The organism is Lelliottia wanjuensis (genome assembly GCF_030238365.1).
GTDB classification, from domain to species: domain Bacteria; phylum Pseudomonadota; class Gammaproteobacteria; order Enterobacterales; family Enterobacteriaceae; genus Enterobacter; species Enterobacter wanjuensis.
In genome coordinates, this window is the sequence record NZ_JASSOT010000080.1 from 51560 (window position 1) to 66440 (window position 14881).

Consider the following 14881-nt stretch of genomic DNA (forward strand, 5'->3'; position numbering starts at 1 on the left):
AGTTAATATGCGCGCCCTATGCAAAAAGTAAAATTACCCCTGACTCTTGACCCGGTTCGTACGGCTCAAAAACGCCTCGATTACGACGGTATTTATACCGCCGATCAGGTTGAGCGTATCGCCGAGTTTGTGGTCAGTGTGGATACTGACGTGGAATGCTCCATGTCGTTCGCTATCGATAACCAGCGCCTGGCCGTGTTAAACGGTGATGCAAAGGTCACGGTAACGCTCGAGTGCCAGCGTTGCGGGAAACCGTTCACACGTCATGTTCACACAACGTATTGTTTCAGTCCGGTTCGTTCTGATGAACAGGCTGAAGCACTCCCGGAAGCGTATGAGCCGATTGAGGTTAACGAATTCGGTGAAATCGATCTGCTTGCAGTCGTTGAAGATGAAGTCATCCTCGCCCTGCCTGTAGTTCCGGTGCATGATTCTGAACACTGTGAAGTGTCCGACGCGGACATGGTCTTTGGGGAACTGCCTGATGAAGCGCAAAAACCAAACCCATTTGCCGTATTAGCCAGCTTAAAGCGTAAGTAATTAAGGAGTAAGGTCCATGGCCGTACAACAGAATAAACCAACCCGTTCCAAACGTGGCATGCGTCGTTCCCATGACGCGCTGACTGCAGTTACCAGCCTGTCTGTAGACAAGACTTCTGGTGAGAAACACCTGCGTCACCACATGACTGCCGACGGTTTCTACCGTGGCCGCAAGGTAATCACTAAGTAATCACGCGCAAGCGTGATGAAGCTTAGTGAGGCATTCCCCGCGAAAGCGGGGGATACACCGAGCCGGGCAGCGAATATACCTTGACACGTCTAACCCTGGCGTTAGATGTCATGGGAGGAGATTTTGGGCCTTCCGTGACAGTGCCTGCAGCTTTGCAGGCACTGAATTCTAATTCGCAACTCACACTTCTTTTAGTCGGCAATCCCGACACCATCACGCCATTACTTGCAAAAGCTGACTTTGAACAACGTTCACGTCTGCAGATTATCCCTGCGCAGTCAGTTATTGCCAGTGATGCCAGGCCGTCGCACGCGATCCGCAACAGTCGCGGAAGCTCAATGCGAATTGCGCTGGAACTGGTGAAAGAAGGGCGGGCTGAAGCCTGCGTCAGCGCCGGAAATACCGGTGCGCTGATGGGGCTGGCGAAATTAATGCTCAAGCCCATTGAGGGGATTGAGCGTCCTGCGCTGGTGACGGTGTTACCGCATCAGCAGAAGGGCAAAACGGTGGTGCTCGACCTGGGCGCTAACGTGGATTGTGATAGTACGATGCTGGCCCAGTTTGCCATTATGGGCTCGGTGCTGGCTGAAGAAGTGGTGGGGATTGTGAATCCCCGCGTTGCGTTGCTGAATATTGGCGAAGAAGAGACGAAAGGTCTCGATAGCATTCGCGATGCCGCAGAATTGCTAAAATCCATGCCGTCAATCAACTATATTGGCTATCTTGAAGCTAATGAATTATTGACCGGCAAGACCGATGTTCTGGTGTGTGACGGGTTTACCGGCAACGTAACGTTAAAAACGATGGAAGGGGTGGTACGGATGTTCCTCTCCCTGCTGAAATCGCAGGGCGAAGGGAAAAAACGGTCCTGGTGGCTCATTTTATTGAAGCGTTGGTTACAAAAAAGCCTGGCGCGGCGATTCAGTCACCTCAACCCCGACCAGTATAATGGCGCCTGTCTGTTAGGATTGCGCGGCACGGTGATTAAGAGTCATGGTGCGGCCAATCAGCGAGCCTTTACCGTCGCGATTGAACAGGCAGTGCAGGCGGTGCAGCGACAAGTCCCACAGCGGATTGCCGCTCGCCTGGAATCTGTATTAGCTAAAAGTGACTGAGCGTACATGTATACAAAGATTTTAGGTACCGGCAGTTTTCTGCCTGAACAAGTGCGAACCAACGCCGATCTGGAAAAAATGGTCGATACGTCTGACGAGTGGATTGTCACCCGCACAGGTATCCGTGAACGCCGTATCGCCGGTCCAGATGAAACAGTAACCACGATGGGCTACGAAGCGGGCCTGCGCGCGCTGGAAATGGCCGGTATTGATAAAGAAGAGATCGGTCTGATCGTGGTGGCAACCACCTCAGCACCGAACGCCTTCCCGAGCGCAGCCTGTGAGATTCAGGCTAAGCTTGGCATCAAAGGCTGCCCGGCGTTTGACGTTGCGGCGGCCTGCGCAGGTTTTACCTATGCGCTGAGCGTGGCCGATCAGTACGTGAAGTCGGGTGCCGTGAAATATGCGCTGGTGATTGGTGCAGACGTGCTGGCGCGGACCTGCAACCCGGAAGATCGCGGAACGATCATTATTTTTGGTGATGGTGCGGGCGCTGTACTGTTAGGTCAGTCAGAAGAGCCGGGCATTATCTCCACGCATTTACATGCCGATGGCCGCTACGGCGAGCTGCTGACGCTGCCTAACGCCGATCGCGTTAACCCGGAAAACTCTATTTACCTGACAATGGCAGGCAATGAAGTGTTCAAGGTGGCGGTGACGGAACTGGCGCACATCGTCGATGAGACGCTGGAAGCGAACAATCTCGAGCGCTCTGCGCTGGACTGGCTGGTGCCGCATCAGGCGAACCTGCGCATTATCAGCGCCACGGCGAAAAAGCTGGGCATGTCCATGGATAACGTTGTGGTGACGCTCGATCGTCACGGCAACACCTCTGCGGCATCGGTACCTTGCGCGTTTGACGAAGCGGTACGCGATGGACGAATTAAACGAGGCCAACTGGTCTTGCTTGAAGCTTTTGGTGGCGGTTTCACCTGGGGCTCCGCGCTGGTTCGTTTCTAATTAAGGATTAAAAATGACGCAATTTGCTTTTGTGTTCCCGGGTCAGGGTTCTCAGTCCGTTGGGATGTTGTCTGAATTAGCGGCACAGTACCCAATTATTGAAGCCACTTTCCGTGAAGCTTCTGACGCTTTGGGTTACGATCTCTGGGCGCTGACTCAGCAGGGTCCGGCGGAAGAGCTGAACAAAACCTGGCAGACGCAGCCTGCGCTGCTGACCGCGTCTGTCGCACTGTGGCGTGTCTGGCAGGAGCAGGGCGGTAAAGCGCCTGTGATGCTGGCGGGTCATAGCCTGGGTGAATACTCTGCGCTGGTCTGTGCGGGCGTCATTGGTTTTGCTGATGCCGTGCGTCTGGTCGAAATGCGTGGCAAATTCATGCAGGAAGCGGTACCAGAAGGGACTGGCGCCATGTCCGCCATTATTGGTCTGGATGATGCTTCTATCGCAAAAGCCTGCGAAGAGTCTGCCGAAGGGCAGGTGGTTTCTCCGGTAAACTTTAACTCGCCGGGTCAGGTTGTGATCGCGGGTAACAAAGAAGCCGTTGAGCGTGCAGGCGCAGCCTGTAAAACTGCAGGCGCGAAGCGCGCACTGCCGCTGCCGGTGAGCGTTCCGTCTCACTGTGCGCTGATGAAACCGGCTGCTGATAAACTGGCAGTCGAGCTGCAAAAAATCACTTTTAACGCACCAACGGTTCCGGTTGTGAACAACGTTGATGTGAAATGCGAAACAGCGCCAGAAGCGATTCGCGACGCGCTGGTTCGCCAGCTCTACAGCCCCGTGCAGTGGACCAAAACCGTTGAGTTTATGGCCGCGCAGGGCGTTGAGCACCTGTATGAAGCAGGCCCGGGTAAAGTCCTGACCGGTCTGACCAAACGTATTGTTGATACCCTGACTGCATCGGCCATTAACGAGCCAGAAGCGCTGTCAGCGGCACTCGCGCAATAAAAGAGGATTACCATGAGTTTTGAAGGAAAAATCGCGCTGGTCACGGGCGCAAGCCGCGGTATCGGGCGTGCCATTGCTGAGACCCTGGTCGCGCGTGGCGCGAAAGTCATTGGTACAGCAACCAGTGAAAACGGCGCTCAGGCCATTAGCGACTACTTAGGTGCGAACGGTAAAGGTCTGATGCTGAATGTGACCGACGCTGCATCTATCGAATCTGTTCTGGAAAATATTCGCGCAGAGTTTGGCGAAGTGGATATTCTGGTCAATAATGCCGGAATCACTCGCGACAACTTACTGATGCGAATGAAGGACGACGAGTGGGACGATATCATCGAAACCAACCTGTCATCTGTATTCCGTCTGTCAAAAGCGGTAATGCGAGCTATGATGAAAAAGCGTCATGGCCGTATTATCACTATCGGTTCTGTGGTTGGTACCATGGGAAATGCTGGTCAGGCCAACTACGCTGCGGCGAAAGCGGGTCTGATCGGGTTCAGTAAGTCGCTGGCGCGCGAAATCGCGTCACGCGGGATTACTGTAAACGTTGTTGCTCCGGGCTTTATTGAAACGGACATGACGCGTGCGCTATCTGACGATCAGCGTGCGGGTATTCTGGCGCAGGTTCCTGCGGGTCGCCTCGGCGGCGCTCAGGAAATCGCCAGCGCGGTTGCATTTTTAGCCTCTGACGAAGCGAGTTACATCACTGGTGAGACTCTCCACGTCAACGGCGGGATGTACATGGTTTAACCACGATCGAAAATATTTGCGTTATTAGGGCGAATGGCCTCAAAATAACGTAAAATCGTGGTAAGACCTGCCGGGATTTAGTTGCAAATTTTTCAACATTTTATACACTACGAAAACCATCGCGAAAGCGAGTTTTGATAGGAAATTTAAGAGTATGAGCACTATCGAAGAACGCGTTAAGAAAATTATCGGCGAGCAGCTGGGCGTTAAGCAGGAAGAAGTTGTGAACTCCGCATCCTTCGTTGAAGACCTGGGCGCAGATTCTCTTGACACCGTTGAGCTGGTAATGGCTCTGGAAGAAGAGTTTGATACTGAGATTCCGGACGAAGAAGCTGAGAAAATCACCACCGTTCAGGCTGCCATTGATTACATCAACGGTCACCAGGCGTAAGTGAACATCTCCAGGCGGTCATTCGACCGCCTGAGTTTTATCTTTTTTAGTCCCACGAATCCCTTTTTTTATCCCTCCCTGGAGGACAAACGTGTCTAAGCGTCGTGTAGTTGTGACCGGACTTGGCATGTTGTCTCCTGTCGGCAATACCGTAGAGTCCACCTGGAAAGCTCTTCTTGCCGGTCAGAGCGGCATCAGCCTAATCGACCATTTCGATACTAGCGCCTATGCAACGAAATTTGCTGGCTTAGTAAAGGATTTTAACTGTGAAGAGATCATCTCGCGCAAAGAACAGCGCAAGATGGATGCCTTCATTCAATATGGAATTGTCGCTGGCGTTCAGGCCATGCAGGATTCTGGTCTTGAAATTACGGAAGAGAACGCAACCCGCATTGGCGCCGCTATTGGCTCCGGGATTGGCGGTCTTGGCCTGATCGAGGAAAACCACACCTCTCTGGTGAACGGTGGCCCGCGTAAGATCAGCCCATTCTTCGTTCCGTCCACGATTGTTAACATGGTGGCGGGTCACCTGACCATCATGTTTGGCCTCCGTGGCCCTAGCATTTCTATCGCAACGGCTTGTACCTCTGGTGTGCATAACATCGGTCAGGCAGCGCGTATCATCGCTTACGGTGATGCAGACGCCATGGTTGCCGGTGGTGCTGAAAAAGCCAGTACTCCGCTGGGCGTGGGTGGTTTCGGTGCGGCGCGTGCGCTGTCTACCCGTAACGACAATCCTCAGGCTGCGAGCCGTCCGTGGGACAAAGACCGTGATGGTTTTGTTCTGGGCGATGGTGCTGGCATGATCGTACTCGAAGAGTACGAACACGCGAAAAAGCGTGGCGCGAAAATTTATGCAGAAATCGTCGGTTTCGGCATGAGCAGCGACGCTTATCACATGACGTCTCCGCCGGAAGATGGCGCGGGTGCGGCACTGGCAATGGTTAACGCGATTCGCGATGCGGGTCTCGAACCGGGTCAGATTGGCTATGTTAACGCCCACGGTACCTCGACGCCGGCTGGCGATAAAGCAGAAGCTCAGGCCGTTAAGTCCGTATTTGGTGATGCAGCAAGCCGCATTATGGTCAGCTCCACCAAATCCATGACCGGCCACCTGCTGGGTGCTGCAGGCGCAGTAGAGTCTATCTACTCGATCCTGGCGCTGCGCGATCAGGCTGTTCCGCCAACCATCAACCTGGATAACCCGGATGAAGGTTGCGATCTGGACTTCGTTCCACACGAAGCGCGTCAGGTCAGCGGTCTGGAGTACACCCTGTGTAACTCCTTCGGCTTCGGCGGCACCAACGGCTCTCTGATCTTTAAAAAGATCTAAGGCTTGCTGCCCGGTAGCGTTAAATAAAAGGTCCGCTTGTCGGGCCTTTTTTATTCAGTTTTCTTCCCTTGTTCTGCCTTATTCATCCTGCCAAACTATCGGGTCACGAAAAAGGAGCCTCCATGTTCTTCATCAATGGCCAACAGCAGGACTCTCTTCCTGCGAGCGACAGGGCGACCCAGTTTGGCGATGGCTGCTTCACCACAGCGCGCATTGCTGAGGGCGAAGTCTGCCTGGTCGACGCCCATCTTCAGCGTTTACAGCTGGCGTGTGAAAGGTTGCTGATTCCCTTTACCGATTGGGCTGAACTTCAGCGTGAAATGATCAACATGGCGAAGGGCAACCCTCGCGGCGTGCTGAAAGTCATTATCAGCCGTGGCGCGGGCGGACGCGGTTACAGCGGTGCCAGTTGCCTGAATCCCACCCGAATTCTCTCTGTTTCTGCCTATCCCGCACACTACGACCTGTGGCGTCGCGACGGCATCCGCCTGGCGCTCAGCCCGGTTCGTCTGGGGCGCAACCCCATGCTTGCAGGAATAAAACATCTCAACCGACTCGAGCAGGTGCTGATCCGCGCTCATCTTGAACAGTCAGACGCCGAAGAGGCGCTGGTTCTTGACAGCGACGGGCTCATTACGGAATGCTGTGCGGCCAATTTACTGTGGCGACGGGGCAACGATGTTTTCACGCCGAAGATGGATCAGGCCGGGGTGAATGGCATCATGCGCCAGTTTTGTCTGCAGCACCTGGCACACTCGGCCTTTCGCGTTGTCGAAGTTCACACAGGCGTTGAGGCGCTGCTGGACGCCGATGAAGTCGTGGTCTGCAATGCCTTAATGCCCGTCGTGCCGGTTCGAGCTTACGGTGACAAGACCTGGTCATCGCGTGAGTTGTACTCGTTTTTAGCCCCACTGTGTGAGCAAACAAGATAGTCATGAAAAAAATGTTGCGCTTTGTCCTCCTCCTTCTCGTCGTGATGGCTATCGCGGGCGGCGTGGGAGTCTGGAAGGTTCGTCAGATGGCGAACAGTCACATCCTGATTAAAGAAGAAACCGTCTTCACGCTGAAAGCCGGCACCGGGCGCTTAGCGCTGGGCGAGCAGCTTTACGGCGATAAAATTATTAACCGTCCGCGCGTTTTCCAGTGGCTGCTGCGCCTCGAGCCGGAACTGTCGCATTTCAAAGCCGGGACCTACCGCTTTACACCTGGCATGACGGTGCGTGAGATGCTGGCGCTGCTGGAAAGCGGCAAAGAGGCACAGTTCCCGCTGCGATTCGTCGAAGGCATGCGTCTGAGCGACTACCTGAAACAGCTGCGTGATGCGCCGTACATCAGCCACACCCTGAAAGATGACAGCTACGCCACCGTCGCTGAGGTCCTGAAGCTGGAGCATCCTGAGTGGGTGGAGGGCTGGTTCTGGCCTGATACCTGGATGTATACCGCAGGGACCACGGACGTTGCGATTTTGAAGCGTGCGCACAAAAAAATGGTGGCCGCCGTCGATAAAGCCTGGGAAGGGCGCGCGGACGGTCTGCCGTACAAAGACCAAAACCAGTTTGTGACCATGGCCTCGATTGTCGAAAAAGAGACGGCCGTGGCGAGCGAGCGCGATCAGGTGGCATCGGTGTTTATCAACCGCCTGCGTATCGGCATGCGCCTGCAAACCGACCCGACGGTGATTTACGGCATGGGCGAGAACTATGCCGGGAAGATATCCCGTAAGGACCTCGAGACGCCAACGGCGTATAATACCTACGTGATTAGCGGTTTGCCGCCAGGCCCCATCGCGACGCCGAGCCAGGCGTCACTGGATGCCGCCGCGCATCCGGCACACACTCCGTATCTCTATTTTGTGGCTGACGGAAAAGGGGGGCATACCTTTAACACCAACCTTGCCAGCCATAATCGCTCTGTTCAGGACTATCTGAAGGCACTTAAGGAAAAAAATGCGCAGTAATTACATCGTCATAGAGGGGCTGGAAGGCGCCGGGAAAACCACCGCACGCAACGTGGTGGTTGACACACTGAAAGAGCTGGGCATCGAAGAGATGGTCTTCACTCGCGAGCCGGGCGGCACAGTGCTGGCTGAAAAGCTCAGAAGCCTGGTGCTGGACATCAAATCCGTCGGCGACGAAGTGATTAGCGATAAAGCCGAAGTGCTGATGTTTTACGCGGCGCGCGTGCAGCTGGTCGACACGGTGATCAAACCGGCGCTGGCAGAAGGGCGCTGGGTGATTGGCGATCGCCATGATTTATCGACGCAGGCCTATCAGGGCGGCGGACGCGGAATCGATCAGACCATGCTCGCGACGCTGCGCGATGCGGTGCTGGGTGATTTCCGCCCAAACCTGACGCTGTATCTCGACGTCACTCCGGCGGTGGGCCTGAAGCGCGCCCGCGCGCGCGGCGAGCTGGATCGCATCGAACAGGAGTCTCTGGATTTCTTTAACCGCACCCGCGCGCGTTATCTGGAACTGGCGGCGCAGGACAGCTCGATTCGCACCATCGATGCCACCCAATCCCTGGAAGAGGTCACGCGTTCCATCCGTGAAACCGTGACCGCATGGGTACAGGAGCAGCAGGCATGAAATGGTATCCATGGCTGCGTCCGCACTTTGATCAGCTGATTAGCAGCTATCAGGCCGGTCGGGGGCATCATGCGTTACTGATTCAGGCGCTGCCCGGCATGGGCGACGACGCGCTGATTTATGCCATCACCCGTTTTCTGATGTGTCAGCAGCCCGAAGGGCATAAAAGCTGCGGCAAATGCCGTGGCTGCCAGCTGATGCAGGCGGGAACGCATCCGGATTTCTACACGCTGGAGCCTGAGAAGGGCAAAAGCTCGCTCGGTATCGATGCGGTGCGTGAAGTCAGCGAAAAGCTGTATGAACACGCGCGCCTCGGCGGGGCGAAAGTCGTCTGGTTAAAAGACGCGGCGCTGCTGACGGAAGCGGCGGCGAATGCGCTGCTCAAAACTCTTGAAGAGCCGCCGGTCAATACCTGGTTCTTTATGTCCTGCCGCGAGCCGGGACGATTACTGGCGACATTGCGCAGCCGTTGCCAACTTCATCACCTCGCTGCACCGCAGGAATCCTGGGCTTTAACCTGGCTTGAACGCGAAGTGACGGTGTCACAGGACGCGGCGCTGACGGCGCTGCGCTTAAGCAGCGGAGCACCCGCTGCAGCGCTGGAACTGCTGCAAAAAGAGACCTGGGCGCAACGCACACAGCTTTGCGATGCCCTGAGCAGCACGCTGGAAAGCCGCGACTGGCCTGGATTGCTGCCCGCATTAAACCACGAACAGGCACCTGCGCGTCTGCACTGGCTGGCGTCACTGGTTCTGGATGCGATCAAACTGCAGCAAAGCGCGCAGCAGCTCAGCAACGCCGACGTCTGGCCGCTGGTCAACACCCTGGCGAATCAGCTTTCCGGGGCCATACTGCGCGCGATATTCCATGATGTCAGCGTCTGCCGCGAACAACTCTTAAGCGTAACCGGCGTGAATCGCGAGCTGTTACTCACGGACCTGTTACTGCGTATCGAACATTACCTGCAACCAGGCACGCTGCTGCCTGCTTCCCATCTCTGAGAGAGACATTATGTTTTTAGTCGACTCACACTGCCATCTCGATGGCCTGGATTATCAATCACTGCATAAAGACGTGGACGATGTGCTGGCAAAAGCCGCCGCCCGCGATGTGAAATTCTGTCTGGCTGTCGCCACGACGCTGCCCGGATATCGCTCGATGCGCGATCTGGTGGGTGAGCGCGACAACGTCGTCTTCTCCTGCGGCGTGCATCCGCTCAATCAGGATGAAGAGTACGACGTCGAGGATCTGCGCCGGATGGCGGCGGAAGCGGGCGTAGTGGCCATGGGTGAAACCGGGCTGGACTATTTTTACACGCCGGAAACAAAACCCCGCCAGCAGGAGTCTTTCCGCAACCACATCCGTATCGGACGCGAGCTGAACAAACCGGTCATCGTCCATACCCGCGATGCGCGCGCAGATACCCTCGCCATCCTGCAGGAAGAAAAAGTGACGGATTGCGGTGGCGTACTACACTGTTTCACAGAAGACAGAGAAACGGCGGGTAAGCTGCTTGATTTGGGGTTTTATATCTCGTTTTCCGGGATCGTGACGTTCCGTAATGCTGAGCAGCTGCGTGATGCTGCGCGTTATGTGCCTCTCGACCGGATCCTGGTGGAAACAGACTCGCCTTATCTGGCACCGGTGCCGCACCGCGGTAAAGAGAACCAGCCAGCCATGACGAGAGATGTGGCTGAGTATATGGCCGTCCTGAAAGGTGTCAGCCTCGAAGAGCTGGCGCGCACCACGACGGAAAACTTCGCTAATCTGTTCCACATCGCCCCCTCCCGCCTGCAATCTGTTTGATACACCTGTTTTTTTTGGGCTCGTAATTAATAAACAAAGCGAGTAAAGTTCACCGCCTTATTTAGGGCGGTGACGGTGTATTTAGACATATCTGGACATGCTTTTTGTAAATTACTGAAAGTTTTTCGATCGTCTGAAGCTGAAACGTGATAGCCGTCAAACAAAGTCACAGGGATTTATTTTACTCTGTGTAATAAATAAAGGGCGCTTAGATGTCCTGTCCACGGCGCGGTTCTCCCCCCGTGCCCATGCGTGAAAGCGTAAAAAAAGCACAAATACTCAGGAGCACTCTCAATTATGTTTAAGAATGCATTTGCTAACCTGCAAAAGGTCGGTAAATCGCTGATGCTGCCAGTATCCGTACTGCCTATCGCAGGTATCCTGCTGGGCGTCGGTTCTGCAAACTTCAGCTGGCTGCCAGCCGTAGTTTCACACGTGATGGCCGAAGCAGGCGGTTCTGTTTTTGCTAACATGCCGCTGATCTTCGCTATCGGTGTTGCACTGGGCTTCACCAATAACGACGGTGTATCTGCTCTGGCCGCGGTTGTTGCTTACGGCATCATGGTGAAAACCATGGCTGTGGTTGCGCCACTGGTACTGCATTTACCTGCTGAAGAGATCGCAGCGAAACACCTGGCCGATACCGGTGTTCTCGGCGGTATCATCTCTGGTGCCATTGCAGCCTACATGTTTAACCGCTTCTATCGCATCAAGCTGCCTGAGTATCTGGGCTTCTTCGCGGGCAAGCGCTTCGTACCGATCATCTCTGGTCTGGCTGCGATCTTCATGGGCGTTGTGCTGTCCTTCATCTGGCCTCCAATTGGTACGGCTATCCAGACCTTCTCTCAGTGGGCTGCATACCAGAACCCGGTTGTGGCGTTTGGTATCTACGGCTTCGTAGAGCGCTGCCTGGTGCCATTTGGTCTGCACCACATCTGGAACGTTCCATTCCAGATGCAGATTGGTGAATACACCAACGCCGCAGGTCAGGTATTCCACGGTGACATCCCACGTTACATGGCAGGTGACCCAACTGCAGGCAAACTGTCTGGCGGCTTCCTGTTCAAAATGTACGGTCTGCCGGCTGCAGCGATTGCTATCTGGCACTCTGCTAAACCAGAGAACCGTGCAAAAGTGGGCGGTATCATGATCTCCGCAGCGTTGACCTCGTTCCTGACCGGTATCACCGAGCCGATCGAGTTCTCCTTCATGTTCGTTGCGCCGATCCTGTACGTTATCCACGCGATTCTGGCAGGCCTGGCATTCCCAATCTGTATTCTGCTGGGTATGCGTGACGGTACGTCCTTCTCGCACGGTCTGATCGACTTCATCGTTCTGTCCGGTAACAGCAGCAAACTGTGGCTGTTCCCAATCGTTGGTGCGTGCTACGCAGTGGTGTACTACACCGTCTTCCGCGTGCTGATCAAAGCACTGGACCTGAAAACTCCGGGTCGTGAAGATTCTACTGACGATGCGAAAGCAACCTCTACCAGCGAAATGGCTCCTGCTCTGATTGCAGCATTCGGCGGTAAAGAAAACATCACTAACCTGGACGCGTGTATCACTCGTCTGCGTGTGAGCGTTGCTGACGTCGCGAAAGTTGACCAGCAGGGCCTGAAAAAACTGGGCGCAGCGGGTGTTGTTGTTGCAGGTTCGGGCGTTCAGGCAATCTTCGGTACTAAATCCGATAACCTGAAAACCGAAATGGATGAGTACATCCGCAGCAACTAAGTTGTGACCTGGGGAGACTAAGGCAGCCGAATGGCTGCCTTTTTTATTGTGCCAACATTTAAGCCCGGTGGCGCTGCGCTTACCGGGCCTACGGGTTTTGTAGGTCGGGTAAGCGCAGCGCCACCCGACAATTCCCGCACACCGCCCACAAAAAAGGGAGCCATTCGGCTCCCTTCGTCATTACTCACGACTTAGAAACGGTATGTACCGCTCACCGAGAAGTTACGCGGTGCGCCGTAAACGCCGTAGCTGCCCAGGTAATCGTAATACTCCTCGTCAAACACGTTGTTCAGGTTGCCCTGAACCGAGAAGTTTTTCGTGACCTGGTAGCGGGTAAAGAGATCCACCACCGTGTAACCACCCTGAGTGATCTGATTCACGCCGTTCGGGCCGTTATCGAGATCCTGCCAGGTTTTGTTCTGCCAGCGCGCGCCACCGCCGACGGTCAGCTCAGGTAGCATCGGCAACTGGTAGCGCGTAAACAGCTTCAGAGAGGTACGCGGCTGGCCTGGGTTGACGGCAGCGCCGTTCTCATCGTCAGCAATGTAGCGGCTGCCGCCGAAGGTCAGCTGCCAGTTGTCGGTCAACGCCCCGTTCAGCTCGAACTCAATCCCTTTGCTGACGGTCCCATCCACGGATTTATACGCCGACTGGCCGCCGGAGCCTGGAATGGTTGTCCCGGTGTTGACGGCGACGTTGTCCTGCTCAATACGGAAGACGGCGAGCGTCGCGGTCAGGCGGGTGCTGAACCAGTCACCTTTCACACCGGCTTCATAGCTCTTACCGGTGGTCGGATCGATGAAGTTGCTGTTGATATCGCGCTGGCCAGACGGCTGGAAGATCGAAGTGTAGCTTCCGTAAACCGACCAGGTATCGTCGATGTCATAGATCAGGCCCGCATACGGCGTGACGTCATCGAATTTGCTGTTGCGGATCTCGTCCGGTTTACGCTCCAGGTTGTACTTGGCGCTCCACTCGGTGTAACGCGCGCCCAGAATCAGGTGCAGCGGATCGGCCAGAGAGATACGGGTCGCGGCATAGACAGATTTCTGGCGGATTACGTCGCGCTGGTACAGCGAGAAACCGGACCAGGTCGGGTCGGCCAGATTGCCGTTGTAATCGTAAATGCTGCCGACATCCATCAGGCCGTAATTGTCGTTAACCGGATAGGAGTTGTCATAGTTATTGCGCTGGCGGCTGTAGCTCCCGCCGAACATGATCTGGTGCTGACGGCCAAGCAGGTCATACCCGCCGCGTACGAATGCATCCACGGAGTCCTGTTTACGCTCGCCGCGGTTCCAGCCGCCCCAGGCACCGTACCATTTGGAGGCATCGTACAGGCCAGTTGCCTTGTCCGGATAACCGTCGATGTACATCAGCTTGCTGTCGAAGTTAGTTTCCGCGTGCATGGCGTTAACCTTCGCTTCCCAGCCGTTATCAAAGCGCTGAGTGAGGTTGGCAAACACTTTGGTGGAGTCATTGTTAGAGTAAGTCCAGTCGGCTGCGGTGTTAAAGCCGCGGCGGAAATCGGTTTTGCTGCCATCGCTGAACATGGAAGGGAAACCGCCCCAGGTCGGGCTGTCCTCTTCGCTTTCCTGGTAGTCATAACCCAGGGAGAGGGTGGTGGAGTCTGTCACGTCCGCATCGAGAATGCCGGAGACGAACTTCTTGCGATAGTGGTTACGCTCCACCCAGGAGTCGCGGTCTTCGTACCCGGCGATCACGCGCCCGCGCACGTTGCCGGATTCCGTCAGCGGCGCCTGGAGATCCATCACGTAACGCTGTTTATCCCAGCTGCCGTAGGTGGCGGAGACGTTGCCTTTAAACTCTTTGCTGTCCGCGTGTTTGCGCACCATGTTGACGTAAGCGGAAGGGTTGCCCGTGCCGCTCATCAAACCGGCCGCGCCGCGCACCACTTCGATTTTGTCGAAAATAGCGGTATCGCCCGCGGTATCACCAAAGTTCCAGCGGTTATCGAGGAAGGTGGGCATGTCTTCATAGGCAAAGTTGCTGATGAAGAACCCGCGGGAGTAGAAGTTGGTACGGCTGGTATCAATGCGGGAAGCGCTCACCCCGACGGTGTTATCCAGTACCGAGCCGATGGTGTTCAGCTCCTGGTCCTGCATACGCTGCTGGCTGATGACGCTGACCGACTGCGGAATATCACGCGAAACCAGTAATAATTTGGTGCCGGTGGTGGTGGTTTTGACGCTGTAATCCTGATCCTGCGCGCTATTCTGATCTTGCGCGTTATCAGCCCCGTCAACGATGACGGTATCTTCCGGATTGGATTCTGCGAAACTTGCGGTCGGCATCAATGCCATAGCAATACAGGCTGCCAGCAACGAAGGTGTTGCGACAGGCTGACGTTGCCCATCCCTGGTGTGATTAATGAAAGACATCATCAAACCCTTTCTGAGTGAATGGTAAATTGTCTGCCCCAGTCCCGGTAACGGTCGGAGGTCATTTCTATGTTGAAAATGCGCATGAAAATGCAAATGCGAAATATACGCATTTGAATTAACCGTGTAAACAGA

General features: G+C 55.2%; 15 protein-coding genes. 14 read left to right on the forward strand and 1 reads right to left on the reverse strand.

Annotation, left to right across the window (positions count from 1 at the left end):
- Window positions 1-18 precede the first annotated feature (18 nt).
- The 14 genes from yceD to ptsG all read left to right on the forward strand — a co-directional run bounded on the left by yceD (window position 19) and on the right by ptsG (window position 12344).
- Window positions 19-540, forward strand: a complete 522-nt coding sequence (yceD, locus tag QQF33_RS25120) for a 23S rRNA accumulation protein YceD (protein ID WP_282494915.1) — start codon at window positions 19-21, stop codon at window positions 538-540.
- Between the two features lie 16 nt (window positions 541-556).
- Window positions 557-730, forward strand: a complete 174-nt coding sequence (gene rpmF / locus QQF33_RS25125; protein WP_071844907.1) for a 50S ribosomal protein L32 — start codon at window positions 557-559, stop codon at window positions 728-730.
- An 80-nt stretch (window positions 731-810) separates the two neighbouring features.
- On the forward strand, window positions 811-1845 hold the full coding sequence (gene plsX, locus QQF33_RS25130; protein ID WP_206732569.1) for a phosphate acyltransferase PlsX: 1035 nt from the start codon (window positions 811-813) through the stop codon (window positions 1843-1845).
- Window positions 1846-1851: 6 nt separating this feature from the next.
- A complete protein-coding gene (locus QQF33_RS25135) occupies window positions 1852-2805 on the forward strand; it encodes a beta-ketoacyl-ACP synthase III (protein ID WP_282494916.1) in 954 nt (317 codons plus the stop codon).
- Window positions 2806-2818: 13 nt separating this feature from the next.
- Complete coding sequence (gene fabD, locus QQF33_RS25140) at window positions 2819-3748, forward strand: ACP S-malonyltransferase (RefSeq protein WP_285150772.1); 930 nt, start codon at window positions 2819-2821, stop codon at window positions 3746-3748.
- 12 nt (window positions 3749-3760) lie between these two features.
- Window positions 3761-4495 (forward strand): 3-oxoacyl-ACP reductase FabG, encoded by a 735-nt coding sequence (gene fabG, locus QQF33_RS25145; protein ID WP_285145859.1) that lies wholly within the window; start codon window positions 3761-3763, stop codon window positions 4493-4495.
- Window positions 4496-4649: 154 nt separating this feature from the next.
- Entirely contained in the window at window positions 4650-4886 is a 237-nt protein-coding gene (gene acpP / locus QQF33_RS25150) for an acyl carrier protein (RefSeq protein WP_003857954.1), read from the forward strand.
- 91 nt (window positions 4887-4977) lie between these two features.
- Complete coding sequence (fabF, locus tag QQF33_RS25155) at window positions 4978-6219, forward strand: beta-ketoacyl-ACP synthase II (protein WP_282494919.1); 1242 nt, start codon at window positions 4978-4980, stop codon at window positions 6217-6219.
- Window positions 6220-6341: 122 nt separating this feature from the next.
- Entirely contained in the window at window positions 6342-7151 is an 810-nt protein-coding gene (gene pabC / locus QQF33_RS25160) for an aminodeoxychorismate lyase (protein WP_285150771.1), read from the forward strand.
- Window positions 7152-7153: 2 nt separating this feature from the next.
- The gene (gene yceG, locus QQF33_RS25165; protein ID WP_282494921.1) at window positions 7154-8176 is read left to right on the forward strand and encodes a cell division protein YceG; all 1023 of its coding nucleotides are present in this window, start codon (window positions 7154-7156) and stop codon (window positions 8174-8176) included.
- The gene (tmk, locus tag QQF33_RS25170; RefSeq protein ID WP_285150770.1) at window positions 8166-8807 is read left to right on the forward strand and encodes a dTMP kinase; all 642 of its coding nucleotides are present in this window, start codon (window positions 8166-8168) and stop codon (window positions 8805-8807) included. The genes yceG and tmk overlap by 11 nt, the downstream gene beginning before the upstream one ends.
- Window positions 8804-9808 (forward strand): DNA polymerase III subunit delta', encoded by a 1005-nt coding sequence (holB, locus tag QQF33_RS25175; protein ID WP_285150769.1) that lies wholly within the window; start codon window positions 8804-8806, stop codon window positions 9806-9808. Before tmk ends, holB begins: the two co-directional genes overlap by 4 nt.
- Before the next feature lie 10 nt (window positions 9809-9818).
- Window positions 9819-10613: a metal-dependent hydrolase gene (locus QQF33_RS25180; protein ID WP_285150768.1), complete on the forward strand. Its 795-nt coding sequence runs from the start codon at window positions 9819-9821 to the stop codon at window positions 10611-10613.
- A gap of 297 nt (window positions 10614-10910) precedes the next feature.
- Window positions 10911-12344, forward strand: a complete 1434-nt coding sequence (ptsG, locus tag QQF33_RS25185; protein WP_282494925.1) for a PTS glucose transporter subunit IIBC — start codon at window positions 10911-10913, stop codon at window positions 12342-12344.
- Between the two features lie 191 nt (window positions 12345-12535).
- Here ptsG and fhuE read toward each other — a convergent pair whose 3' ends face one another.
- A complete protein-coding gene (gene fhuE, locus QQF33_RS25190; protein ID WP_282494926.1) occupies window positions 12536-14746 on the reverse strand; it encodes a ferric-rhodotorulic acid/ferric-coprogen receptor FhuE in 2211 nt (736 codons plus the stop codon).
- Window positions 14747-14881: the final 135 nt, after the last annotated feature.

What these genes read in the sequence shown, in the direction of transcription:
- QQF33_RS25135 (WP_282494916.1), top strand. Translation starts at nt 1,852, where the DNA reads ATGTATACAAAGATTTTAGGTACCGGCAGTTTTCTGCCTGAACAAGTG.
- acpP (WP_003857954.1), top strand. Translation starts at nt 4,650, where the DNA reads ATGAGCACTATCGAAGAACGCGTTAAGAAAATTATCGGCGAGCAGCTG.
- fabD (WP_285150772.1), top strand. Translation starts at nt 2,819, where the DNA reads ATGACGCAATTTGCTTTTGTGTTCCCGGGTCAGGGTTCTCAGTCCGTT.
- fabG (WP_285145859.1), top strand. Translation starts at nt 3,761, where the DNA reads ATGAGTTTTGAAGGAAAAATCGCGCTGGTCACGGGCGCAAGCCGCGGT.
- yceG (WP_282494921.1), top strand. Translation starts at nt 7,154, where the DNA reads ATGAAAAAAATGTTGCGCTTTGTCCTCCTCCTTCTCGTCGTGATGGCT.
- pabC (WP_285150771.1), top strand. Translation starts at nt 6,342, where the DNA reads ATGTTCTTCATCAATGGCCAACAGCAGGACTCTCTTCCTGCGAGCGAC.
- ptsG (WP_282494925.1), top strand. Translation starts at nt 10,911, where the DNA reads ATGTTTAAGAATGCATTTGCTAACCTGCAAAAGGTCGGTAAATCGCTG.
- tmk (WP_285150770.1), top strand. Translation starts at nt 8,166, where the DNA reads ATGCGCAGTAATTACATCGTCATAGAGGGGCTGGAAGGCGCCGGGAAA.
- QQF33_RS25180 (WP_285150768.1), top strand. Translation starts at nt 9,819, where the DNA reads ATGTTTTTAGTCGACTCACACTGCCATCTCGATGGCCTGGATTATCAA.
- yceD (WP_282494915.1), top strand. Translation starts at nt 19, where the DNA reads ATGCAAAAAGTAAAATTACCCCTGACTCTTGACCCGGTTCGTACGGCT.
- holB (WP_285150769.1), top strand. Translation starts at nt 8,804, where the DNA reads ATGAAATGGTATCCATGGCTGCGTCCGCACTTTGATCAGCTGATTAGC.
- fhuE (WP_282494926.1), bottom strand. Translation starts at nt 14,746, where the DNA reads ATGTCTTTCATTAATCACACCAGGGATGGGCAACGTCAGCCTGTCGCA.
- rpmF (WP_071844907.1), top strand. Translation starts at nt 557, where the DNA reads ATGGCCGTACAACAGAATAAACCAACCCGTTCCAAACGTGGCATGCGT.